The sequence below is a fragment of the Saccharopolyspora soli genome (assembly GCF_022678645.1).
Lineage (GTDB): Bacteria > Actinomycetota > Actinomycetes > Mycobacteriales > Pseudonocardiaceae > Saccharopolyspora > Saccharopolyspora soli.
The window spans coordinates 76114-99706 of sequence record NZ_JALBWV010000014.1 but is presented as its reverse complement, the minus strand read 5'-3'; the positions used below and the strand labels follow the sequence as shown (position 1 = coordinate 99706).

The window sequence follows — 23593 nt, the reverse complement described above, 5'->3', positions numbered from 1 at the left end:
TCGCCTCGCTACTGTGCACGAACAAGAAGTATTTTCTTGAATAGGGAAAGCTCAGGAGGGCCTGCGGTTGCGGCGAATAGGAGTGATCGGACTCGGCGCGATGGGTACGGCGTTGACGAAAAGCCTGCTCGCAGCGGGTTATTCGGTCAGCTGCTGGGACCGCCGGGTGGCCGCGGCGGCCCCGTTGGCCGAGCTCGGCGCGCGGGTCACCGGTAGCGCCCGCGAACTGGCCGCCGAGGTCGAGCTGGTGTTGACCTTCCTGCCCGGCCCGGCGCAGGTCCGCGAAGTCGCGTTGGACCCGGTCAACGGCGTGCTGGCCGGTCTTGAGCGAGGGGCGGCGATGTTGGACATGTCGACCTGCGAACCGGACCTGGCCACCGAACTCGACGCGGAGTTTCGCGCCGTTGGCCGGAAATTCGCCGATTGCCCGGTGAGTCGGCAGGCGCCGAGGATGACTGTTCTAGTCGGCGGCCCGCGAGGATCGCTCGGCGCTGCGGAACCGGTGCTCACCGCCGCCGCCGAGCACATCGTCTACTGTGGACGAATCGGGTCCGGCTACGCCACCAAGCTGCTCAACCAGCAGATCAAGTACACCTGGTACCTGGCCTCCGCCGAAGCCCTCGCGACCGCCCGGAAGCTGGGCCTGGACCCGGCGGTGGTGGTCGACGCGGTGCGCAGGAGCAGCGGCGGCGACGCCGGATTCGCCAACGCCGCCGAGTACTTCCTCGGCGATGACGAGGCGATGCGCACGCACGCACCGGCCAGCACGATCGAAAAGGACATGCTGCTCGCCGAGGCGATGACCGCCCGAGCCGGAACCCGCAGCCGAATGCTCGCCCCGGTGGTCGACTTCTTCCGCGCGGTGGCGCAAACCCCCTGGCGGAGCAGGCCATTCCCGGAGAGCTGCGCGCTGCTGGAGACCATGCGCGAAGACCACCGATGAGGCACATCCGCGTCTCACGACAAGTCCGCACGTAGTTCGGAGGCCCGAACCATGACCGAAAGCAGTCCTGGCAGCGAAGACGCCCAGACCGTCGCACTGGCCTGCCGGGTGCTCGCGCACCAGGGGCTCGCCGAAGACGTGCTGGGCCACGTCAGCCTGCGCACCGGGCCGACCACGATGCTGGTCCGCAGCCGAGGCCCGGAAGAGGAAGGGCTGCTGTTCAGCACCACCAAGGACGTTCGGGAAGTCGATCTCGACGCGACCGGTGAGCTCGGTGACGGCTATCGACCACCCAACGAACTGCCCATCCACGCCGAGGTGATGCGGGCCCGCCCCGACGTGCGGGCCGTGGTGCACGTGCACCCGCCAGCGGTGGTGGCCGCGGACTTGGCCGGGCTGCCGCTGCGGCCGATCATCGGCGCCTACAACATCCCGGCGCTGCGGATGGCCGAGGCCGGTATCCCGGTGTTCCCGCGCGGCGCGCTGATCACCCGACGTGAGCTGGGTGTTGAACTCGCCCAAGCGATGGGCGACGCGCCGGTCTGCCTGCTGCGGGCGCACGGCCTGGTCACCGTCGGCGACACCGTGGCGCAGGCCGTGGTGCGCGCGCTGAACATCGACGCGCTGGCCCGCCTCACGCTGCGGCTGGGTACCACGCTGCACGACGTGCCCGACCTGCCGCCGGAAGATCTGGCGGAACTGCCCGACCTCGGCAGCGGCTTCAACGACGGCCAGATCTGGCGCCACCAGCTCGCGCGGCTGCGGCACGCCGGGCTCTGCTCGTGACCCCAGACCGGCACCGGCTGGACGTGCTGGCCAGCGGTGGCGGGGCCGCGATCTTCTCGTGTTCGCTGGGCATCGCCAGTCTGGCGCTACCGCTGTTGGCGATCGACGCCGGTTACGGCCCGACAGCGCTCGGGGTGCTCACCGCGTCGTCCGCGGTGTCGCAGTTAGCGATCCGACTGGTGATGAGCGCGATGTTGCGCAAGCTGCCGGACCGCATCTTCGTCGCCCTCTCGGGCGCCTGCCTCGCCGTCTCGTGCGGACTGGGCGCGCTGTCCAGCGGGGTCGTCGCACTGCTTGCCGCCCAACTGCTGCAGGGCGTGGCACGCGGATTCTTCTGGACCGGCACGCAAACGCACGCGGTCCGGATGTCGGCTCCCGCGGTCAAGGCGTTGGCCCAGCTGAACGTGCTCGGCGGCGTCGGACTGCTCGTCGGCCCGGCGCTGGCCGGGGCGCTGGCCGAGCACTCCGCGCAACTCGCGTTGGCTGTCGGTGCCGTTCTGGGCGTACTCACAGTGCTGATCGCGCTGCTGCTGGTACCGCTGCCGCCGTTCGCACCCAAGGCCGAAGACCACCGCCGAGGCGCGCTTTGGCGCCAGCCCGGCGTGGCCAGCGCCTGCTGGGCAGGGGCCACCGCAGGGGCGTGGCGCGGACTGCTCGGCTCTTACGTGCCACTTGCGCTGGAGCGCGCCGACCAGTCCGCGACGACGATCGGCGTGCTGGTCTCGGTGGCCACGGGCGCTTCGCTGGCTGGCAGCGGCCTGGTCGGGCGGGTGCGCGGGCGCGGCGTGGGCTGGTCGCTGGCGCTGGGAATCCTCAGCACCGGCATCGGAACTGGCGTGGTCGGCTTGCTGGCCGCGAACCTGCCAGCAGTCGCGGTGGCCCTGGCCGTATCCGGGCTCGGAGCTGGGGTGCTGCAAACGGTGGGACCAGCGGTTGCCACCGAGGCGGTGAGCCCGGACCAGCGCGGCGAAGCCGTCGCCGCCACCGGCACGTTCCGCGCGGCGGCGCTGTTCCTCGCGCCGTTCGCGGTCTCCGGCCTGGTCGCGGTAGCTCCGGTGGCGCTGGCGCTGGGTCTGGCAGGAGCGTTGATGTCCGCTCCGGTCGTATTGACCCGAACCAGCTGAACACCAGACACCGGTCCAAAATGGACGGACCCGGATTGACGCCGAGCCAGGAGATCGCGGCCGCGCAACGAAAGCAAGACCGTCCTGGTGGACACCGGGATCGGCAACGACCGGCACCGCCCCCAGATTCCCCTCTCAGCCTTGCCTGGCAGGCCGGATGGTCATGTCGCCGATTTCGACGTCATCGGGCTGCTCGATGGCGAACGCGATGGCGCGCGCCACGGCGTCGGGGCTGATGCCGAGTGCCGCCATGGCAAGCTGGGCTTGCTCTCGCTGCTCGGCGTCGTCGATGTAGTCGACGAGTTCGGTGTGTACGAATCCCGGCGAGATGGAGGTCGTGCGCAGAACGCCGTCGGTGGACTCCTGGCGTAGCGCTTCGAGCAGCGTGCGTACGGCGTTCTTGGTACCCGCGTAGACAGCTTGAGTCGGGACGATCTTGAGGCCCGACGTCGACACAGTGGTGACGAGGTGCCCATGGCCCTGCTTGCGGAACACCGGCAGCGCAGCGGCGATGCCGTGCAGGACACCTCGCAGGTTGACGTCGATCATCACGTCCCAGTCGTCGACGTCGACGTCTGCCATGGGGGCGATCCGGGCGACTCCGGCATTACCCACCAGGACATCGAGGCGTCCGAACCGGTTCACGGCCAGGGTCACCAGTTGCTCAAGATCGGCGCGTTTGGTGACGTCGACTTCCAGCATCTCCGCGCGGCCACCCTCGGTCCGGATTCGCGCTACGAGCGAGTCGAGCCGGTCAGTGCGCCGGGCGCCCAACACGACAGCCGCACCACGGGTCGCTAGCTCCAGGGCGGTTGCCGCGCCGATACCGCTACTGGCTCCGGTGATGGCGACGACCTTGCTGTCCAGCCTGCTCATCGAGACGTCCCCTGCTCTAAACTGACAACTGTCCGGTTACAGCCCACTGTACCGGACAGTTGTCCGGGAAGGGAGGTCGCGCCGTGGCGAGTCGTGAGCGCCGGTCAGACGCAGTCGCCAACAGTGACCGCATTGTCGAGGCTGCGCGAGCCGAACTGAGCAAGTCCAACGGTGCGGCCGCTGAACTGAAGCTCCACAGGGTCGCCAAGTCGGCGGGCGTGGGACAGGGCACCCTTTATCGGCACTTCCCGACCCGCGAGCACCTGCTGGCGGAGGTGTATCGGCACGAGTTGACCCAGCTTGTCGACGCCGTGGCACCACTGCTGGCAGCGCATCCCCCACTTCGGGCACTGACCTGCTGGCTACAGCGGCTGGTCGAGTATGCGCGGGTCAAACGCGGTGTCATGGCGGCGATCGAGGCATCGGCGTGGCACGACCTCTACTCAGACCAGCACCACCGACTCGATGAAGCGCTCGGGATGTTGCTCGATCGGGGAAAAGCCGCCGGTCAAGTGCGCGACGAGGTTGATGCCGCTGACATCATCCTTCTCTTGGGCGCGTTGTCGCGGATACCCGAATCGGAGTGGGACACGCGGGCGCACACGATAGTGCTGGTCATTGTCGACGGTCTCCGCCCTCGTTGAGAGCACGACACATACCTAGCCGTCGTCGTCCTACGACGCGTCTTCTCGCGGGAACTCGTGCGGGTAGCGGGTCCGGAAGGGTTCGCTGGCGGCTGGGCCCGCGGTGAAGATGAAGTTCTCGTCGTCGAGCCTGCGGCCGGTGGCCCGGTCGACGACGACCGGTTCGACCTCGACGCCCGTGGTCGCATCGACCAGGATCATGCTGCGCTCGGTCGGTTCCAGCCGCGAGTTCCCCCACGCCGCCAACGCGATCAGCACCGGGCGCAGCGACCGGCCGAGGTCGGTCAGGACGTACTCGTACCGGACCGGATTGGTCTGGTAGGGCTGGCGCGCCAGCAGTCCGTTCGCCACCAGGGCCTTCAGCCGTGCGGTCAGCATGCTGGAGGAGATCCCGATGTTCCGCTGGAACTGGTCGAAGCGGGTGTAGCCGTCGAAGACGTCGTGCAGGATCAGCAAAGTCCACCACTCGCCGACGTAGCCCAGCGCTGTCGACAATGGACATTCACGATCTTCCAGGCGAATCTTGCTCACCACTGTTTGACCACCCCACCTATAGGTGCTAAGTTCGAAGTCACTAACTTCTATTTTAGCATCCGCGACGCCGCTGCTAGCGCCTAGGACTGCCCAGCACTGTGATCGCGCGCCCCAGCATGGAGAAATCCGATGACGAACGACCTGCCCGCAGCCGTCAACACCTACCTCGCCACGTCGAAGAGCGACCTGAGCCCGCTGCTCGGCGAACTCTTCACCGATGACGCCGTAGTGCACGACGACGGTCGGACCTACCACGGCCTCGCGGCGATCCGCGCCTGGACCGACAGCATCGCAGCCGGGTTCAACTTCACCCGAACCGTCACCGACACCACGCTCATCGGCAATGCGGCGATCGTGCTCACCGAGGTGGCGGGCGACTTCCCCGGCAGCCCGGTCGACCTGCACCACCACTTCTCCCTGGCCGAGGACAAGATCAGCGCGCTGACGATCTGCACCTGACCGCGTGCGCCGCCTGGCACGGCGCAAGAACCCATGAGGAGTCATCAGCAAATGTCGCTCCACCTAGGCACATTCGGCGCCTGGCTGAATCCGCTGCACGACGACGATGCACGCACGAAGTACGCCGTGGAGGCCGAAGCACTCGGCTACGGCGCCGCCTGGCTGGGATTCGGCACCCAGCACATCGAAGATCTCGCGCTGGTCGAACGGATTCTGGAGGCGACGTCGACGATCACGGTCGCGACAGCCATCGTGAACATGTGGATCAACGACGCCACCGCTATCGCCAAGTCCTACCGGCGAATCCGCGCGGCGCACGGTGACCGCCTGCTGCTCGGCATCGGCATCGGCCATCCCGAATCCGTCCGGACCTACCGCAAGCCCTACGACAAGATGGTCGACTACCTCGACGAGCTCGACGACGGCGGGGTGCCGGGCGACCGCCGGATCCTGGCGGCGCTCGGGCCACGGGCGCTGGAACTGGCCGCCGCTCGGACCGCGGGCTCCCACCCGTACCTGGTCGTCGCGGACCACACCCGCACCGCGCGGGAAATCCTCGGCCAGAACAGGATTCTCGCTCCTGAACAGAAAGTCGTGCTGGATTCCGATGCGGACGCAGCCCGCGCCATCGGCCGACCGTTCATCCAGCATCCCTACCTCGGGTTGACCAACTACGTCAGCAACCTGCGGCGGCACGGCTACACCGAGCAGGACGTGGCCGACGGCGGCAGCGACCGCCTGATCGACGCCCTCAGCCTGCACGGCACCCCGGAGGCCATCGCCGCCGGACTCACCGCGCACCTCGACGCCGGAGCCGACCACGTCGGCATCCAGGTGCTCACCGCGGGCACCGACAGCCCGATGCCGGGCTTTCGCGAACTCGCCGAAGTCCTTTTCGGGCGCGCGAATTCGACCTGATGCCCGACAATCGGGGCATGACGATGCGGATCGGATCGATCGTGATGGGCGCGTCGGACGTGCGCCGTGCGATGGCGTTCTGGAGCCGGGCGTTGGGCTACCTGCCGCGCGAGGAGCCGGAGGACACGTGGGTGGTGCTCACCCCGGCGTCCGGGGACGGGCCGAACATCTCGCTCGGACTGTCCGAGACACCGGTGCAGCACCGGCCTCGGGTGCACCTGGACCTGTACACCAGCGATCAAGCTGGCGAGGTCGATCGGTTGCTCGGCCTCGGCGCGTCCCGAGTGGACTGGCAGGATTACCCACCAGACGCGGATTTCGTGGTGCTGGCGGACACCGAAGGCAACCGATTCTGCGTGATCGACCGCAGCTGACCGCCCAACGGGTGTCGATGCGCAGGTTCTTCGACGACCGCCCGGCGACGCGAGGGTCTGGCGCCAGGGTCAGGAATTCACCTGGAGAACGACCTTGCCCCGTCCTGGACCGCTCTCGGCGAGCCGATGTGCCGCGACGACGTCCGCCAGGTCGAAGACCCGGGCCACCTCCACCTCGAGCTTGCCGGTCGCGATCAGGTCGGCGAGCCCGGCCAAGCCGACCTGATCGGGCTCCACCAGGAAACTGGCCGCCCGCCGCCCGGTCTGCGCCGCCAAGTCGAGCACGTCCTGGTGCGCGCCGCTGGGCACCGAAACGAGGATGCCACCGGGCCGCAGCACCGAAAGCGACCGCTGCCCGTACGCCCCGGGAAAGTCGATGACCGCGTCCAGATCGGACACGACCTCGTCGAAGGCCGTGCGCCGGTAGTCGATGACCTCATCGACACCCAGCCCGTGCAGGAAGCTCGCCTGGTCCGCCCGTGCCGTTCCGATCACCACCCCGCCGCGCGCCTTGGCCACCTGGACGGCCAGATGTCCGACGCCGCCTGCCGCGCCGTGGATCAGGATGCGTTGGCCGGGCTCCAGCCGGATCGTGTCAACCACCAGTTGCCACGCGGTCAGACCGGCCAGCGGCAACGCTCCCGCCTCGGTGTGGGAAAGCCGCTCGGGCTTGGCGGCGAACTCGCGGGCCGGTGCCGTGACGAACTCGGCGTAGGCACCCGCCTGACGCGGGAACCACGGCATGCCGAACACCTCATCGCCCACCGAGAAGCGGGTGACGCCGAAGCCGACTTCGGAGACCACGCCGGAAACGTCCCAACCGAGGCGCAGCGGCGGGTCACCCAGCACGGCCGCAACCCCCTCCCCCACCCGCGTCTTGAAGTCGACCGGGTTCACGCCTGCCGCGTGCACCCGCACCTGGATCTCGGTCGGAATCGGTTCCGGTGCGTCGACCTCCTCCACCTTGAGGACCTCTGGCGGGCCGAACTCGTGCTGGACCACTGCGCGCACTGCCCTCACCTCCGCCAACGAGTCGACGTCAAGCCAACGTCAGGCAGTCAGCTACCCCAGCGCAAGGGCCTATCGACCCCCTCCGCGTGGCGGAGCCCGCGGGTCAGAGGTCCAGCACCAGCCTGGCACCTCGGCAGCGGGAGACGCAGATCATCATCGTGTCGCCCGCCGCCTGCTCCTCGTCGGTGAGCAGGGAGTCCCGGTGGTCCGGCTCGCCCGCCAGCACCGCCGTCTCGCACGTGCCGCAGATGCCTTCGGTGCACGACGAGAGGACGTCGAGCCCCGCGTTCTCAAGCGCTTCGAGGATCGTCAGGTCCGGAGTGACCACGGCGCTGATCCCCGAGCGGTCGCAGACGACCTCGAATTCGGTGTTCTCGCCGGAAGAAGCAGCCGCGGTGAAGCGCTCGACATGCAGCGCTCCCGGCTCCGGGCAGCGCTGTTGGACCGCGTCGATCAGGCCGGTCGGCCCGCAGCAGTAGACGAGCGACTTCGGATGCCTGTCGAGCACGCTGTCCAGGTCGAGCAGGCCGACCTCGTCCTGCGGGTGGATGCGCACCCGGTCCGCGTACTCGGCCAGCGGTTCGAGGAAGGCCATCGACCGGCGGGTGCGACCGCCGTAGTGCAGCACCCAGTCGGCGCCGGATGCCGCCACTGCTCGGATCATGGGCAGCAGCGGTGTGATCCCGATGCCACCGGCGATGAAGACGTACCGCTGGGCTGGCAGCAGTGGGAAGTTGTTGCGCGGCCCGCGCACCCGCAGTGCCATCCCGACCGCCAACTCCTCGGCGATCCACCTGGAACCGCCGCGCCCGTCGGGTTCCCGGAGCACGGCTATCCGCCACCGCTGCCGGTCCGCCGGGTCGCCGCACAGCGAGTACTGGCGGGTCAGGCCGCCGGGCAGCAGGACGTCGACGTGGGCTCCGGGCGCCCAGTCGGGCAGCTCGCCGCCGGTCGGGAGCTCGAAGCCGACTCCGACGACGCCCGTCGCTTCGTCACGACGGTCCACGACGACCAGATCGGCTTCGAAGTCCGAAGCTGTGCGGCTCGGCACGGTGGACGGGAGCATGCACGGACCTCCCTCGGTCAGGATCCAGATCACGCTCAGGTCTGAACGTAAGCCCGTCCGAGGACCGGGGGATCGGATCGATGTCGCAACCAGAACGCCCCTCGCGACCACCACGACTACGTCATGTGTCGCGGTGCCTACCGCTGCTCGGAGTCCGCGCCCAACGGACATCCGAGGAGTCCACTTGGGATTGCTTTCCACTCGAAGCCCCAAGCCACCGAAAGGTATCGCGCCAAAAACGCCGCAGATGATCAACGCGCGAGAAGTCGAACGACAGGCATTCGCGCCCACCCTCTGCCACGGCCATGCCGGTCTGCTCGCCTGCCACCGGCCGCGCCGACCTCGCCACCACCTTGGCCGAACGTCGGCAGCTGGCCCGCGCCGCGGTCTGCAAGGATGCTGGCGCCGCCTCCTGGACCGGCTCGCCAGCACCGAGCAGCACCGATCCGACGCGGCGTCAGCTTTTCGCGCGGCGGCGCCAGGCCCGGAGTTTCCGCACGAAACTGCGGCCCAGGTAGAAGAGGATCAGGGTGACACCCGCCCACGGCAGCGCCAGCAGGAAGATCCGCAGGATGGCGACCAACGTCGCGGCGACATCCCCGGCCTGCGCCGCGCTGCCCACACCCTCGCCCTGGTGCAGCAGCGCCTGCCACATCGAAGGCAGGACGTACGGCGCGAGGACGAGGAATCCGATGAGCCAGTACGCCAGGAAGGGGATCACCAACACGACCCAGACCGCGATCACCCGCCGTGCCCAGGGCTTGAGCTCGCGAACGCGAGGGTGCAGCGGGCGGCCTGGGATCATGCTGCGCAGCATGGGCCCCATCCGGTCAAACAGGTCGGGAACCCCGACCAGATCGCTGAGGATGTAGTAGCCGTCCAGTCGAATCGAAGGCAGGAACTGCCAGACTGTGGTGATCTGCCACGCCAGCAGCGCGACCAGCAACCAGGGGAGCCCGGTCTGCGCGTAGAGCACGATCATGACCAGGATGGCCAGCGCGTTGAAGTAGATGCCGCCGAGATCGGTGCGCAGCCTGCCACCACGGCTGAGCCGGTAGGACTCGGTGACGGTGCTGTACATCGCGGGCCACACCAGGTAGATGCCCAGGCCCATCACCCCAGGACGGGCGCCGCCGTAACGGCAGGCGGCGACGTGGCCGAACTCGTGGAACATCCCGGCGAGCGCCAGCACACCGATGACCAGCAGAAGCTGCTCGGGCTGGTTGATCAGCGCCTGCGCGCCGGAGAGGACCTGGCCCATGCCGATGCGCATGACCAACCAGATGTCTGCGGCGGCGAAGCACGCCAATGCGATGACCATCACCAACGGCCAGTACAGCGGCTGGAAGAACCCGGCGATCGCCCAGACGACGCGTTCCGGCACCAACGCGACGCGGAACTTCAGCGCCAACAACCGATCGCGGCCCTTTGGGAAGGCTGGCGCGGGCTGGTCGGCCGCCGGGTCGGCCGCCACCAAACCCGCCCGGCGCAACCTGTTCTCGACGAGGAAGGACACCTGCCCGGCGGTGATGTCGCGGCCCCACTCGTCGCTGAGGCGCGCTGCGAGCTGCTGGTAGGTGCGCTGTCCGTCGAGGCCAGCGGCGACCAGGTACAGCAGGTGCGAGAGCTGCAGGATCTGACCATCGGCACGGCGGGCCAGGTAGGGCGGTTCGCGGTGCCCCGAACCCTGGTACTGGCCGATCAGCTCGCTGCCCGCGACGAGGGCGGGCACCGGGAGATCCGCGACTTCCTCGTCGGCCGAGGGCGTCTCGGCCTCCGGAGTGGCGACCATGACGACTCCCTGGAGTACTCGCATGAAACAGGCCCGGTCGGCGGGCCGGGCATTCCCCGTCAGAAGAACGCCGCCCCGCCGACCGGCAGTGCACTTTCAGCTCTTCGCCTTCGAAGCAGCGCCGCCGCGGGTTCGCGCTACCCGCGCAAGCGGATTCGAAGACGTGCCTTCGGCATTTATCGGTAGTAGGTCAGCACCATGCCACTGTCTCGGCGTGAACGCCTGTCACGTGAGATCAGTGGACGGTTCCGCCGCCGTCTCCACCGATACCGGCGCCACCGATGCCGTTGCCGCCTATCCCATCACCGCCATCGCCGCCGTTGCCGCCATCGCCACCATCACCACCGTCGCCGCCATTGCCGCCGTTGCCGCCACCCTGGCCGCCGCCCGAGCCGCCGCCGGTGCCGCCGCTGCCGCCGGTGATGTCCCCGGTGGTCACGTCGTGGTGGTCAGCCGGGTGGGGGTGGTCGTCCCAGTTCGGGGTGTCGTGCAGCACGACCACGTCGTCGCCGTTCCAGGGGAGCCACATCGTCGACATCACGGTTCGCGCTGGCAAGAACTCCACGCGCTGGTCAGCCAGCTCGGCAACGCTCAGCGACCGAGACCTTTTTGGCATCTGCTGCTCCTTAGCAAATTGAACCGAATTCACCGGGAAGACCCGGAACAACGCCGCCCCCCTGGTTCGCGCTCCCGCGACGTTTTCCTGGCACTCGGGGCAGAAGATAGGAGCGCGGGGAACCCACCGCACCTCGAATCACCCAGGGGTGTGCTCGGCATTCCGCCGTTTGTGGGGAATTCGAGAACGTGGTAACGGGACATGACATCAATTCCGGGGGTCGTTGCGGAAGCAATGTCCATTGTGTACTAGGAGGGCCGGATCGCCTGGCGAAAACCCAAGCGATCCCCACGAATCCTGCGCACGCGCCCGACACCAGCCCGAGGTCGCGGTGATCACATCGGGCTACCTCGGCCGCGCTCCGTCCACTCTCGTCAGTAATCGCGCCGAGTCGCCTCGACTCCTTCGGAGACGATGTGCCCTCCGGCACCACCAACTCCGCCAACGCCGCCCGTGTTCGCAGTGGCGTTGAGCCCCTGGTGGCCGCCGACACCGCGGGTGCTTCCGTCGCCGCCGTAGCCGCCGTCGCCACCATCGCCGCCGACGCCGTTGAAGGTGTCCACTGTGGCCGCGGCGCCGCTCATGGCGACGATCTTGCCGACGTTGGCGAACCCACCACTGCCACCGGTGCCGCCCGTGCCGCCGGTGCCTTCGTTAGCACGGCCGCCGTCCTGGCTGAGCATCGTGCTGTTGCCGCCGCCACTGCCGCCGTCGCCGCCGAGGCCGCCCTTGCCACCCTGCACGGTGATCATGTCGTTACCCGTCGTGATGATGGTGCCGGTCTCGCCGTTGCCCGCACCGCCGCGGCCGTTCTCGTACAAAACGCCCCCGCCGCCGTTGCCGCCATTACCGCCGTCGCCGCTGCGAGTGTTCGCTCCCCCGTCGGCGCCCCGGCCGCCGTTCCCGGCCGTGCCGTTGTCGCCTCCGGTGACGGTGATCTTGTTGTTGCCGTCACCCGCTGAGATCTGGCCGAGGTTGCCAACGCCGCCACTGCCCGCGTTGCCGCCGTCGCCGCCACGGGCGTCAGCTGGATCGGGACTGCCCGGACCGGCATTGCCTCCTCTGCCGCCGTTGCCTCCCCTGCCGCCGATGATGGTGATCGCGTCGTCTCCGGCACCGGTGTCGATCGTGCCGGTGCTCTCCACCCCGGCACTGCCGCTGCCGCCATGACCACCGGTACCGGCGCTACCGCCAGCCCGCGCACTGGCACTGGTCTTCCCGTCGCCGTTGATGCCGCTCCAGCCGTCGAGATGGCCGTTTCCACCAGCGCCGCCATTGCCACCGTTGCGACCGGTCACGATCACCGTGTCGTCCCCGGCACCGGTGTTGATGGCGCCCGCCACCGACCCGCTCAAGATGATCCGGTCGTTCCCGTCCGTGCCGTTGAGCGTTTGTCCGGCTGGGAGACCTCGACTGCAGACGATGTTGTCCCCGGAACCGTTGTCGGTGCGCGTGCAGGTATCCGGGGCGGCGGCGGCTGGCTGGACCGAGACGAGGCCGAAGGTGACGGCGAGCATGCCGACGCCGGACAGCGGCCACCAGCGATGGCGTCCGACCCCCGAAGCCTGGCTGCCGCCGGAGACGGCCTGGGAGTTCGCCGCGCCCAAACCTTCGGCGGGAGCAGCCCAGCAGGGACGATGACTCATCGAGAGAACTCCTTACTCAGAGTAATTTCACTAGGCTAAACAGCCGAGGATTTTAGGCCAGGAGAACCAGAACACGTGGTATTGATCGGCTTGTGTCGTGCTCCGCATCGCCGGGTTGATCCGCTCGGCAGGACTCGCCGCCGGTTCCGGAGCCACCGCGTCCCGCTTCGCCGGTCGGCGGCGACCCCGCCGACGAATTGGTTGAATAGGCGCGGGTTTGAAAATCAGCGGAAACGGATCAATGCCGTCCAGCCGGTTGGAAACAATGTTCGGCCAGGTCGCGCCGGTTATTCCGGAAACCGCGGAACAACGGCATCCACTGGCGACCAGTACGATCACAAAAGGCGCTGACCGGGTATCGCAAACACCGGTGCGATGTCGCATTGATGTCGATCCGCGGCGGCTACCAGCGGCAGTTGATTATCATCAACGGCTGCGGCGCGTAGTTGAACGCGCAAGCGCCTGCTGGAATATCACCAACTCGACGCTGAGCTGGGGTTTTGTTAGTGGTTCACGATGACGGTCGGCATGCTGACACTTTCGTGCTGCGCGCGTTTCCAAGTCGACCTAGGCTGCGTGCTGATGCCAACGAATCTGGGGCGTTGGAATGGGGATCTGGGGGCGTTTATGACCTTGCTTAGGCATCGATCTCCGCGTCGGTTCCGAGCCCAATCGGCGAAGGAGGACCAAGTGTTCGATTCGACTCAGCCGTTGAGCTCCACGGAGCTCGATGACCAGCGGGTGGAGTTCCTGCCCGCGCGAACTGTTCTGACGACATGGCCGCTCGCTGGCCCGATCTGGGGCGACTTCGAGATCAATGGTGGCGACGGCGGCGACGGCGGCGGCACCGGTGGCGGCACCGGTGGCGGTGACGGTGGTGACGGCGGCGACGGCGGCTCACGTGCCCCGGCCGGTCACGGTGGCCCCGGCGGCAACGGCTTCGGCGGCAACGGTTACGGCGGCGGCGGCATCGGCGGCAACGGCGGCGGCAACATCTGGTGACCTGCGCAGGTCTATGCGGCGGGTCCGTGACGACGGCACGGACCCGCCGCCCACGCCCAGCGGCGTTACCGGGTGCCTACAGCGAACCGTTGTCGAGGATCTGTTCGTAGCTGACTCCTGGTTTGAGGGTCCGGACGAACACCGCGCGTAGCACTACGACCTCCATTGGTGAGCAGTCCTAGCGAAGCTAGCCCGGAGCACCGACAGCCACGCGGTGCACGGAAATAACCGGGGTAGTTGTGCTGTTGCAACTGGCGCGAGGCGACGGCCTCGTCCTGTTTCGCGCGATGAAAGGCTGATGCTGCCGTGGCTGTTGCTCTCTCCATCCTCGATCTGGCACACATCGGCTCGGGGGAGACAGCGGCTGACAGCTTCGCCGCCAGCGTCGACCTGGCAAAGCACGCCGAGGAGTGGGGTTACCAGCGGATCTGGTACGCCGAGCACCACAACATGCCCACGATCGCGTCTTCGGCCACCAGCGTGCTGATCGGGCATGTGGCCGCGCACACCCGCAGCATCCGCCTCGGCGCGGGCGGGGTGATGCTGCCCAACCACGCGCCGCTGACCATCGCCGAGCAGTTCGGCACCCTCGAAACGCTGTATCCGGGACGGATCGACCTCGGTCTGGGGCGGGCGCCCGGCAGCGATCAGAAGACCATGCGCGCGCTGCGCCGCGATCCGACATCGGCCGACGCCTTCCCGCAGGACGTGTTGGAACTGCAGGGTTATCTGTCGGGCGAGACCCGGATCGCCGGGGTCAACGCGACGCCAGGCGAGGGCACCAACGTGCCGCTGTACATCCTCGGTTCGTCGATGTTCGGCGCCAAGCTCGCCGCGTTGCTCGGCCTGCCGTACGCCTTCGCCTCCCACTTCGCGCCGGACGCGCTCGAAGCGGCCACCGCGCTCTACCGGCGCGAGTTCCAGCCGTCCGCGCAGCTCGCCGAGCCGTACGTGATCGCCGGGGTCAACGTGATCGCGGCGGACACCGCCCAGTACGCCGAGGAGCAGTTCGAGGCCGCGAAGCGTTACCGGGTGACCCGGATGCTGGGTCAGGGCCGGGAGTTCACGCGGGAGGAAGCGGACGCGATCCTCGCCTCTCCAGCCGGACAGCAGGTTCTGCAGATGACCAGGTACACCGCGGTCGGCACCCCGGCCGAGGTGGACGACTACCTGGACCGCTTCGCCAAGCAGGCCCAGGCCGACGAACTGATCGTGGTGTCCGCGGCCACCGATCGCGCCGCCTGGCTGCGGTCGCTCGAACTCCTCGCCGAGGTCCGGGGTCTGAAGACGGCTTGACGCGCCGGGCCCGACTGCTCGGCCCCGGCGCGCGGGGTGTTGCCCACCACAGCGGCCCCTCGATCTCCGCGTTCGGGCAGCTAGACTGCTTGACCGATGGCCGGGAACGCCCAACAGGCGCATTGGCAGTCCGTCTACCAGCGCCATCCCCACATGTACGGCGAGATGCCGTCGGAACCGGCGCGCTACGCCGCTGAGCTCTTCCGCGGCCGAGGCGCCAGCATCGTGCTCGAACTCGGCGCGGGCCACGGGCGGGACTCCTTGCTCTTCGCCCGAGCCGGTTTCACCGTGCACGCCGTCGATTTCAGCCCCAGCGGACTGGAGCAACTGGCCCGCGCCGCCGAGCACGACGGCATCGCCGACCGGATCACGACCACGGTTCACGACGTGCGAAACCCGCTCCCGCTACCTGATGAGAGCGTTGACGCGGTCTTCGCGCACATGCTGCTTTGCATGTCCCTGTCCACAAGCGACATTCACGCGCTCGTCGGCGAGATCAGGCGAGTCCTGCGGCCCGGCGGCAGTCTCGTCTACACCGTACGGCACACCGGCGATGCCCACTACGGAGCGGGAATCGCCCGTGGTGACGACATCTACGAGCACGGCGGCTTCGCGGTGCACTTCTTCGACCGCGACCTCGTCGACCAGCTCGCCACCGGCTGGCACCTCGACGAGGTCCACCCCTTCGAAGAAGGCGAACTACCTCGCCGGTTGTGGCGCGTCACCCAAACTCTCCCCTGAATCGGCAAAATCCTCAGCTCACCGGTGCGGTCCAGAGCAACCTGGTGCCGCCCGCTGGGAGCGGCTCCGCAGTGCACCGGCCGCCGACCTGGGCAGCGCGTTCGGCGAGGTTGTGCAGTCCGCTGTGCGCGACCGCGTCCGGGATGCCGACGCCGTTGTCCGTCACCTCGATCGTCAGGTTGCCGTCCAGCGAGATCGTCACGGACAGCTCGGTGGCCTGCGCGTGCCGGACGGTGTTGCTCACCGCCTCCTCGACGACTGCCTCGGCGTTCTCGGCCAGCTTCGGCGCAAGCACGTCGAGCGGACCGGCCATCCGCACGGTGATGCGGATCGGGTTGTCCCCGACCAGGTCGGTGATGATGCGCTGCACTCGCGCCCGGAACCTGACCGCGTTCTCGGTGGTGGCCTGCAGGTCGAAGATGCTGGCCCGGAGGTCCTGGATCACCTCGTGCAGCTGGTCGATGTGCTCGGTCAGCCGACCGGCCAGCGCGGGCGCCTTCTCCCGGCGCTGGGTGCCCTGCATGGCCATGCCGATCGCGAACAACCGCTGGATGACGTGGTCGTGCAGGTCGCGGGCGATCCGGTCGCGGTCGGCCAGCACGTCGAGTTCCCGGCGGGCGGCCTGCGCTTCCGCGCGCTGCAACGCCAGCGCGGCCTGGTCGGCGAACGACGACACCACCTGGAGCTCGTTCTCGTCGAATTCCGCAGCGCCAGCGGCCCGGATGGCCAGGACGACCCCGGAGATGGTCTCGTCGGCCCGCATCGGCACGGCGAGGGCGGGCCCGAACTGCACGTCGACTCCTTCGGTGACGTCGAAGGGCAGCTTCGGGACGTTGCGCGGGACTCGTTCCCGGAACACCCGCCCAGCCGTGGAGGCGCTGATCGGGATCGTACGGCCCACCAGCTCGTCGACGCCCGCTCCTGCCGACACGGTGATGACCAGCTCGCTGACCTCGCCCGGATCGTCGCCCACCGGCACCGCGATCAGCGCGTAGTCGGCGGCGGTGAGTTCAGTGGCGCGCTCGGCGATCAACTGCAGCGCATCGATGGAATCGGTGCCCGCCAGCAGTTCCGCGGTGATCTCGCTGGTGGCGTCCAACCAGCGCTCCCGGCGGCGGACCTCCTCGAACAGGCGGGCGTTGTCCACCGCGATGCCCGCGGCCCCGGCCAACGCCTGCAGGACGACTTCGTCGTCTTCGGTGAACGCCCCGCCGCCGCGCTTCTCCGCCAGGTACAACCGTCCGAACGTCTCCTGCCTGGCCCGGATCGGCACCCCGAGGAAGCTGCGCATCGGCGGGTGGTGCGGTGGGAATCCCACCGACGCCGGATGCTCGGCGATGTCGTCCAGGCGCAGCGGCTTGTCCGCCTCGATGACCACGCCGAGCACGCCATGCCCGGTCGGCAGCCGCCCGATCTTCTCCTGCGTCTCGTCGTCAACGCCTTCGAACACGAACTGCGTGAGCGAGCCGTCCGCACCCAGCACTCCGATGGCGCCGAAGCGCGCGTCGACGAGGTCGGTGGCGGTGTGCACGATGCGCCGCAGTGCCGCGTCCAGTTCGAGTTCCGAGGAAATCCCGAGCACGGCCTCCAGCAGACCGTCCATCCGGTCCCGAAGACCGATGACCTCCTCGATGCGCACCTGGACCTGGGTCAGCAACTCCCTCAGCCGCAGCCGGGACAACCCCGCCACCGAGGACGTCGCACCCTCGCGTCGCTCTCGGTAGCCAGGTGGATCTGCCCTGCTCACGCCTTCCACTGTGACATGGCGCGGGGGTTCGCACCGAGGCCGAACTCCGCCGGGCGACATCGCCGGACTGGTGACGATCGACTCTGTCCGGTTCACCCGAGCTGCAGGCACGCTTGCGACAAGCAGCGGATCCCGCGTGATGTGCGCCACCGCAGTTCGAGGGCGCAGCCGAGATGACCGCCTTGAGGACTGCGATGCCGCGTGCCGGTCGGGCATCCGCAGCCGAGGCGGCGCTTCTGCCCCGGTGCGACCTCGGAGGGGGATCGATGAACGCTCCCAGCAGGGCGGTCGGGAGCCTGGCCGCCGACCAGGTTCAGGAAGTGCTGCTCGCGGCCGTCGCCGCACCTTCGCTGCACAACAGCCAGCCCTGGCGGTTCCACTGCACGCCGGAGGCCATCGAGCTGTACGCGGATCGGTGCCAGGCGATCCCGGTGGCCGATCCGGATGACCGGGAACTCGTGCTCGCCTGCGGCGCTGCCCTGCTGAACCTGCGGTTGGCCATCCGGATGACCGGGGTGCAGGCGGACGTGCGCATGCCAGCACGGCGCCGCGAGCCGGATCTGCTCGCGGTCGTCCGGCCCGCCGGACGCCGTCCGGCAACACCGACCGGCGTCGCGCTGGCGACGGCGATCCACCGGCGCCGCACCAACCGCCGACCGTTCCACCCGACACCCGTACCGCAGGCGGTGCAGAACCAGTTGCGGCAGGCAGCCGAAGCCGAACGGGCCTGGCTGGCGATCCCCGAGCAGCCGCAGCTGCCCAAGCTGCGATCCCTGCTCCACCAGGCGCACCAGGCGCAACTCGCCAATCCGGCGTTCGCGGCCGAATGGCGGCATTGGACCGGCCGCGACATCGACGCCACCGATGGCGTGCCCGTGCGCAGCAGCGGCCCGGCACCGGAGCCGCAGGACGAATGGGTGCTGCGCGACTTCAGCAGCGGCCGTGCGAACGCCCGGGTGCCCGGCAAGGACTTCGAACCCGAGCCGCTGATCTGCGTCCTCGGCTCGTTCCAGGACTCGCGGTCGGCGCAACTGCACGCCGGGATGGCGATGCAACGCGTGCTGCTGACCGCCACTGCGGCCGGGCTGTCGGCCTCGTTCCTCTCCCATGCGATCGAGGTCCCCGCGGCGCGCAAGGAGCTGCGCACCCTCATCGGCGGCGGGCTGTGGCCGCAAGCGGTGCTGCGGATCGGCTACGGATCGCCGGTACCCATGACTCCGCGGCGGTCCCTGGACGAGGTCGTCGACGGCGAACCGGCGCCCAACCGCCCTGGTTGACCCGCGCACCGGCTAGGCCGAGCTCGGGCGGTGGTGCAGCTGGGTGGCCAGGACCGCGGCCTGGGTTCGGCGCTGCAAGCCGAGCTTGGACAACAGGCGGGACACGTAGTTCTTGACCGTCTTCTCGGCCAGGTGCATCTGGTCGGCGATCTGCCGGTTGGTCATGCCCTTGCGGATGAGGTCCAGCAGGATGCGCTCCTGGTTGGTCAGGTCGGACAAGGTCGCCGAGGTGTCCAGCCTGGTGCGCAACTTGTCCACCAGCGCCGCGGTCGCCTGCTCGCCGAGCAACGACTCCCCCGACCCGACCTTGCGCACCGCCGCCGCGAGCTCCATCCCCTTGATGTTCTTGATCACGTAGCCCGCGGCCCCGGCCAGCATGGCGTCCAGGGTGGCCTGCTCGTCCGGGAACGAGGTCAGCATCAGGCAGTTCAACCCCGGCGTGCTGGAGAGCAGCTCGCGGCACAGCTCGATGCCGTTGCCATCCGGCAGCCGGACGTCCAGCACCGCCACGTCCGGCCGCAGGGCTGGAACGCGGGCCAACGCCTCGCGCACCGTGGATGCCTGCCCGATCACTTCGAGGTCGTGCTCCGCGTCGAGCAGGTCAGCCAGGCCGACCCGCACTACCTCGTGGTCGTCCACCAGGAATACCGTGATCACACCGTCGTGTAAGCCTTTCACGCGTCCAGGCTACGGTCGGTGCGCGGATGGTTCGAGTTGACAACCTACCGGCCGGGACCGGTGGACCTTCGACTACGCGTCGGTGCGGAAGGTGAAGCGGACCTTGCCGACCCAGATCTCGTCGCCGTCGGCGAGCTCGGCGGATTCCACCGGCAGCCGGTTGAGGTAGGTGCCGTTTAGCGAGCCGCCGTCCACCAGGACGTACTGGCCCGCCCGCCGACGCAGCTCGGCGTGCTCCCGCGAGACGGTGATGTCGTCGACGACGATGTCGCATTCGCGGCCGCGCCCGATGGTGGTGCGCGGGGTGCTGATCGCGAACCCGGTACCCGCGTCCGGTCCCCGGCTGATCACGAGCCGGGCGCGCCCGCACGGATCCCCCGGCCCGCGAGGCGCCGGGACCGGCTGCGCTGCCGGGACGGATTCCAACCAAGACCGAGTCGACTCGTCCAACTCCTCGATGCCGCTCGATGCGGGCGCGCCGATCCAGGTCTGATTCATCATCGTTCTCCTAGCGAAAACAGCTCGAAATGCCGCTGCGGACATTCCCTCGGGTGCGGCGGCCACTGCCAGCATGCCCAACACCGAACACGCTGTGACCGGGACCTTCGTCCCGTTTTTCGCAACCGTCCCAATCGAGCGTCAGGCCCGGATCCGATCCCGTGCGGGATGTGGATCCGGGCCCGACGCCGCCTGCGCTGTGGTCAGCTGCCGCTGCTGGACTGCTCCGAGTTGTTCGGTTGTGGCTGGTCAGGGGCCTGCTCGTCGCCGCCCTGGCCGGTGTCGGCCTGCTCCTGCTCCGGCTGCTGCTGGTCCTGGTCGACCAACTGCTGGTCCGGCTCAACCGCCTGCTCGTCCTGCTGCTCGTCCAGCTGCTGCTTGCCCTGCTGCTGGTCGTCGAGCGGCTTGGGCGCTGGCTGGGGCTTGGTGGTCGGCTCGGTCGGCTTCTTGACCGGCTTGCCGTTGCGGGCGTCGTCGGCGTCCTGCTGCCGCTGCTTCGCCTCCTGCTCAGCCTTCTTGGCGTCCTCGTCCTTCTTCTTGGCGTTCTCGTCGGCGAACGTCGCGACGTTCTTGTCGTTGTCGGCCTTCGCCTGCGCGAACTTGTGCTGGTTGAACCTGGTGTCGAAGTCCTGCTTGGCCTGGATCGTCCGCGGGTCGTTCGGGCCGAACAGCTTCAAGAAGTTCTGGAACACCTCCAACGCGTCGTCGCGCTCGCGCAACTTCTTGTTCGCGACCTCCTGGGACCGCTCAGCGGCCTTGGCCGCGTCCTTGGCGTCCTGGAGCGCCTTGTCGGCATCCAGGCGGGACTTCGCGGCGCGTTCCTGCGCCTCCTTGGCGAGGGCGTCCAGGAACGGGTCGGCCTTGCCCGGGTTCGGCCCGCCGGGGCGGTTGACCGGGCCACCGGTGTCGACGTCGACCAGGGAGTGCTCGTTGATCACGTGGCTGCTGGGCTGGATCATGGTGACCGAGCCGGGCTGGAAGCCCGCCCACCCGGCACCGGCGTAGCCGCCCTGCTGGTTCGCGTCGCTCTTGGTCAGCGGGTTGCCGTTGAAGCACTTGACCGTCGGCTGGCCGTGGCCGTCGATGAACACCGCGGTGCCCGCCTGCAACACCGCCGGGTAGGGCACGAACTTGCCAGCGTCGTAGCCGTGGCTGGTGACCGAGGTGTCCGAACGCAGCACGACCGGGGTCAGGCTCTTGACGAACGCCGGGATGTCGGCGGCCTTGATGCCCTCGACCTCCGCCCACGCCTGCGCCTTGGCGTCATCGGCCTGCAGGTTCGAGACCAGGCTCTGCGCGTCGCAGGCAGGCGTGTCGCCGTTGTCAGCGAACAGCCCCGAGGTGTCGCCCGAGTACTCACCCGCGCTGCCCGCTGGTGGTGTGACACCGGTCCGGTCCTGACCCACCGGAGCCGAGAACGGATTCGCCCCGGCCGTCGAGACCGCCTCCAGTTGAACCTCGTGCGACTGCGACTGCTGACTGCACGCGATACCACCGACCAGCCCGAGCGCGAGCGCACCCGCCATGCCTGCCGTGGTGACCTTGACGCGTGTGGACTTCCCGCGCTGCGCGGCGTTGTTCGCCATTTCGTTGCCTCCCCGATGCCGGTGATCCCCGGCGCTTTCCCAAGTTCGCCCTTCCGGGCCGGACGTGGAAAAGCCTGGCAGCCACGCGGAACAGCATCGATGGAGCAAACCCCCGAAACCCCAACCGCCAACCCCCGAATCCGAGGTAGGGCATGCCTCAGCTTGATCGCGGACCGGCTCAACGGACAACTCCGTGGCCCGGGTCGCCTCGGGGGGGCTGCCCCGGATCGGGTAGGGGGCGTGGCCCGATCCGGGGCAACGGCTATTTGACGGCTCCCATCGACAGTCCTCGGACGAGGTGGTTCTGGGCTATCCAGCCGATGATCATCACCGGCAACGAGGCCATCAGGGCCGCGGCGGACAGCTGCGCCCAGTAGAGACCTTCGCTGGTGATGAAGCCGACGAGGAACACCGGCACCGTGCCCGCCTGGGCCGCCGTGAGGTTCACCGCGTAGAAGAACTCCGTCCAGGAGAAGATCACGCAGATCAGCGCGGTCGCCGCGATTCCCGGCGCGACCACCGGCAGGATCACCCGGAACAGCAGCGTCGGCAGGTTCGCGCCGTCGACGCGTCCGGCCTCCACGATCTCCCTCGGGACTTCCAGGAAGAAGGAGCGCATCATCCAGATCGCCAGTGGCAGGTTCATCGCCGTGTAGAGGATGACCAGGGCCCAGACGTTGTCCAGCAGCTTGAGGTTCTGCGAGATCACGTACAGCGGGATGATCGCCGCGACGATCGGCAACATCTTGGTGGACAAGAAGAAACCGAGCGAATCGCGGGTGGCGGGCACCGGTGCGATCGACAGCGCGTACGACGCCGGGACCGCCAGCAGCAGGACCAGCAATGTGGACACGACCGTGACGAACGCCGAATTGCCCAGGTACGGCAGGAATCCGCGTTCCAGGATCCCGGCGAACTGGTCCAGCGTGGGGGTGAACAGCAGGCGCGGTGGGTCGGTGTAGGCGTCGGCCTCCTGCTTGAACGCGGTGAGGACCATCCACAGCAGGGGGAACACGAACAGGATCGCGACCACCCAGGTGAACGTGGTCAGCGCCCAGCGCCCGGCCGGGTTGTGGGTACGCATGGTCATTTCACCTCACCGCTGATGCCGAAGGTGCGGAACATCAGGCGCAGTGCGAAGGTCGCCACGATCAGGGTCAGGATCACGACGATGACGCCCATCGCCGAGGACTGGCCGATGTCGAAGCCTTCGAAGGCCCGTTGGTAGATGTAGTAGGGCAGGTTGGTGCTGGCCGTGCCCGGACCGCCCTGGGTCATCAGGAAGATCGCGTCGAAGCTGTTGACGATGTAGATGGCGCCCAGCAGGATCGCCAGCTGCAGGTAGCGGCTGAGCTGCGGCAGCGTGATCGAGATGAACGTGCGCCACCGGCCCGCGCCGTCCACCGCCGCGGCTTCGAGAACTTCCTTGGACTGCGCCTGCAGACCGGCGAGGATGAGCAGCATCATGAACGGCGTCCACTGCCAGACGATCTGCGCCATCACCGAGGCCAGCGGGAACTCGGACAACCAGTCGGTGTCGCCGCCGAAGACGAAGTTCAGCAGCCCGTAGGTCGGGTCGAACATCGTGGTCTTCCACAGCAGCGCACCGGCTGCCGGGAGGATCAGGAACGGCGTGATCAGCAGCGTGCGCACCACGCCGCGGCCGAGGAACTGCCGGTCCAGCAGGATGGCCAACCCCAGACCGAGCAGCATCGCCACCAGCACGCAGACCACGGTCAACACCACGGTGTTGATCAAGGCCACCCGGAACTGGCTGTCGGCGAAGACGTCGACGTAGTTGCGCAGCCCGACGAAGTGCCGGGAACCGGGGCGTACCAGGTTCCAGGACTGGAACGAGTAGAAAACGGTCAGCAGGAAGGGGATCTGGGTCACCAGGACGGTGAACAACAACGCGGGCAGCAGCGGCGCCCGTCGCAACCACGCGGCGGTGGACCAAGTGCTGACCGGCTTGCGCATCG

Annotated in this window: 24 protein-coding genes; 11 read left to right on the top strand and 13 right to left on the bottom strand. The window is 68.4% G+C overall.

The annotated features are described in order from the left end of the window. The first annotated feature begins 67 nt into the window (after positions 1-67). From MOQ72_RS13210 to MOQ72_RS13200, 3 genes are read left to right on the top strand one after another with little or no spacing between them, the layout of a single operon-like run. Positions 68-943 carry an NAD(P)-dependent oxidoreductase gene (locus tag MOQ72_RS13210; RefSeq protein WP_242183641.1) on the top strand — a complete coding sequence of 292 codons (876 nt, stop codon included), beginning with the start codon at positions 68-70 and terminating at the stop codon, positions 941-943. 51 nt (positions 944-994) lie between these two features. Continuing rightward, the gene (gene phtC, locus MOQ72_RS13205; RefSeq protein WP_242183640.1) at positions 995-1729 is read left to right on the top strand and encodes a 3,4-dihydroxyphthalate decarboxylase; all 735 of its coding nucleotides are present in this window, start codon (positions 995-997) and stop codon (positions 1727-1729) included. Further along, positions 1726-2853, top strand: a complete 1128-nt coding sequence (locus MOQ72_RS13200) for an MFS transporter (RefSeq protein WP_242183638.1) — start codon at positions 1726-1728, stop codon at positions 2851-2853. The genes phtC and MOQ72_RS13200 overlap by 4 nt, the downstream gene beginning before the upstream one ends. A 135-nt stretch (positions 2854-2988) precedes the next feature. On the opposite strand, the gene MOQ72_RS13195 is transcribed toward MOQ72_RS13200, so the two are convergent. Continuing rightward, entirely contained in the window at positions 2989-3729 is a 741-nt protein-coding gene (locus tag MOQ72_RS13195; protein WP_242183637.1) for an SDR family oxidoreductase, read from the bottom strand. A gap of 83 nt (positions 3730-3812) precedes the next feature. Here MOQ72_RS13195 and MOQ72_RS13190 point away from each other — a divergent pair, with 83 nt between their 5' ends. Continuing rightward, on the top strand, positions 3813-4373 hold the full coding sequence (locus MOQ72_RS13190) for a TetR/AcrR family transcriptional regulator (RefSeq protein ID WP_242183635.1): 561 nt from the start codon (positions 3813-3815) through the stop codon (positions 4371-4373). 30 nt (positions 4374-4403) lie between these two features. Here MOQ72_RS13190 and MOQ72_RS13185 read toward each other — a convergent pair whose 3' ends face one another. Beyond that, a complete protein-coding gene (locus MOQ72_RS13185; protein WP_242183634.1) occupies positions 4404-4904 on the bottom strand; it encodes a winged helix-turn-helix transcriptional regulator in 501 nt (166 codons plus the stop codon). Between the two features lie 132 nt (positions 4905-5036). Between MOQ72_RS13185 and MOQ72_RS13180 the strand changes: the two genes are divergently transcribed. From MOQ72_RS13180 to MOQ72_RS13170, 3 genes are read left to right on the top strand one after another with little or no spacing between them, the layout of a single operon-like run. Further along, positions 5037-5366, top strand: a complete 330-nt coding sequence (locus tag MOQ72_RS13180; protein ID WP_242183633.1) for a nuclear transport factor 2 family protein — start codon at positions 5037-5039, stop codon at positions 5364-5366. A gap of 51 nt (positions 5367-5417) precedes the next feature. Further along, positions 5418-6284 carry an LLM class F420-dependent oxidoreductase gene (locus MOQ72_RS13175; protein WP_242183632.1) on the top strand — a complete coding sequence of 289 codons (867 nt, stop codon included), beginning with the start codon at positions 5418-5420 and terminating at the stop codon, positions 6282-6284. 17 nt (positions 6285-6301) lie between these two features. Beyond that, a complete protein-coding gene (locus tag MOQ72_RS13170; RefSeq protein ID WP_242183631.1) occupies positions 6302-6658 on the top strand; it encodes a VOC family protein in 357 nt (118 codons plus the stop codon). A 69-nt stretch (positions 6659-6727) separates the two neighbouring features. Here MOQ72_RS13170 and MOQ72_RS13165 read toward each other — a convergent pair whose 3' ends face one another. The 5 genes from MOQ72_RS13165 to MOQ72_RS44475 form a co-directional block, all read right to left on the bottom strand. Then, positions 6728-7669 (bottom strand): NADP-dependent oxidoreductase, encoded by a 942-nt coding sequence (locus MOQ72_RS13165; protein WP_242183630.1) that lies wholly within the window; start codon positions 7667-7669, stop codon positions 6728-6730. A 103-nt stretch (positions 7670-7772) separates the two neighbouring features. Then, a complete protein-coding gene (locus tag MOQ72_RS13160; protein ID WP_242183629.1) occupies positions 7773-8735 on the bottom strand; it encodes a PDR/VanB family oxidoreductase in 963 nt (320 codons plus the stop codon). A 457-nt stretch (positions 8736-9192) separates the two neighbouring features. After that, entirely contained in the window at positions 9193-10527 is a 1335-nt protein-coding gene (locus tag MOQ72_RS13155) for a zinc metalloprotease (protein WP_242183628.1), read from the bottom strand. Between the two features lie 235 nt (positions 10528-10762). Further along, positions 10763-11143: a hypothetical protein gene (locus MOQ72_RS13150; protein WP_242183627.1), complete on the bottom strand. Its 381-nt coding sequence runs from the start codon at positions 11141-11143 to the stop codon at positions 10763-10765. Between the two features lie 374 nt (positions 11144-11517). Beyond that, entirely contained in the window at positions 11518-12789 is a 1272-nt protein-coding gene (locus tag MOQ72_RS44475) for a hypothetical protein (protein ID WP_277953998.1), read from the bottom strand. A 690-nt stretch (positions 12790-13479) separates the two neighbouring features. Here MOQ72_RS44475 and MOQ72_RS13140 point away from each other — a divergent pair. The 3 genes from MOQ72_RS13140 (at position 13480) to MOQ72_RS13130 (ending at position 15828) form a co-directional block, all read left to right on the top strand. After that, positions 13480-13791: a hypothetical protein gene (locus tag MOQ72_RS13140; protein ID WP_242183626.1), complete on the top strand. Its 312-nt coding sequence runs from the start codon at positions 13480-13482 to the stop codon at positions 13789-13791. Between the two features lie 306 nt (positions 13792-14097). Next, positions 14098-15087 (top strand): LLM class flavin-dependent oxidoreductase, encoded by a 990-nt coding sequence (locus MOQ72_RS13135; protein WP_242183625.1) that lies wholly within the window; start codon positions 14098-14100, stop codon positions 15085-15087. 96 nt (positions 15088-15183) lie between these two features. Further along, positions 15184-15828, top strand: coding sequence for a class I SAM-dependent methyltransferase (locus tag MOQ72_RS13130; RefSeq protein WP_242183624.1), 645 nt, complete (start codon positions 15184-15186; stop codon positions 15826-15828). Between the two features lie 13 nt (positions 15829-15841). On the opposite strand, the gene MOQ72_RS13125 is transcribed toward MOQ72_RS13130, so the two are convergent. Next, positions 15842-17431: a sensor histidine kinase gene (locus MOQ72_RS13125; protein ID WP_443706315.1), complete on the bottom strand. Its 1590-nt coding sequence runs from the start codon at positions 17429-17431 to the stop codon at positions 15842-15844. Between the two features lie 410 nt (positions 17432-17841). Between MOQ72_RS13125 and MOQ72_RS13120 the strand changes: the two genes are divergently transcribed. Further along, positions 17842-18852 (top strand): Acg family FMN-binding oxidoreductase, encoded by a 1011-nt coding sequence (locus MOQ72_RS13120; protein WP_242183623.1) that lies wholly within the window; start codon positions 17842-17844, stop codon positions 18850-18852. Between the two features lie 12 nt (positions 18853-18864). Here the strand turns inward: MOQ72_RS13120 and MOQ72_RS13115 are convergent, their stop codons facing one another. The 5 genes from MOQ72_RS13115 to MOQ72_RS13095 all read right to left on the bottom strand — a co-directional run bounded on the left by MOQ72_RS13115 (position 18865) and on the right by MOQ72_RS13095 (position 23591). Beyond that, a complete protein-coding gene (locus MOQ72_RS13115; RefSeq protein WP_242183719.1) occupies positions 18865-19509 on the bottom strand; it encodes a response regulator in 645 nt (214 codons plus the stop codon). Between the two features lie 93 nt (positions 19510-19602). Then, positions 19603-20028: an FHA domain-containing protein gene (locus tag MOQ72_RS13110; RefSeq protein ID WP_242183622.1), complete on the bottom strand. Its 426-nt coding sequence runs from the start codon at positions 20026-20028 to the stop codon at positions 19603-19605. 203 nt (positions 20029-20231) lie between these two features. Further along, the gene (locus MOQ72_RS13105) at positions 20232-21614 is read right to left on the bottom strand and encodes a DUF6777 domain-containing protein (RefSeq protein WP_242183621.1); all 1383 of its coding nucleotides are present in this window, start codon (positions 21612-21614) and stop codon (positions 20232-20234) included. 262 nt (positions 21615-21876) lie between these two features. Beyond that, positions 21877-22698: a carbohydrate ABC transporter permease gene (locus MOQ72_RS13100; RefSeq protein WP_372495353.1), complete on the bottom strand. Its 822-nt coding sequence runs from the start codon at positions 22696-22698 to the stop codon at positions 21877-21879. Positions 22699-22700: 2 nt separating this feature from the next. After that, on the bottom strand, positions 22701-23591 hold the full coding sequence (locus MOQ72_RS13095; protein ID WP_242183718.1) for a carbohydrate ABC transporter permease: 891 nt from the start codon (positions 23589-23591) through the stop codon (positions 22701-22703). Positions 23592-23593: the final 2 nt, after the last annotated feature.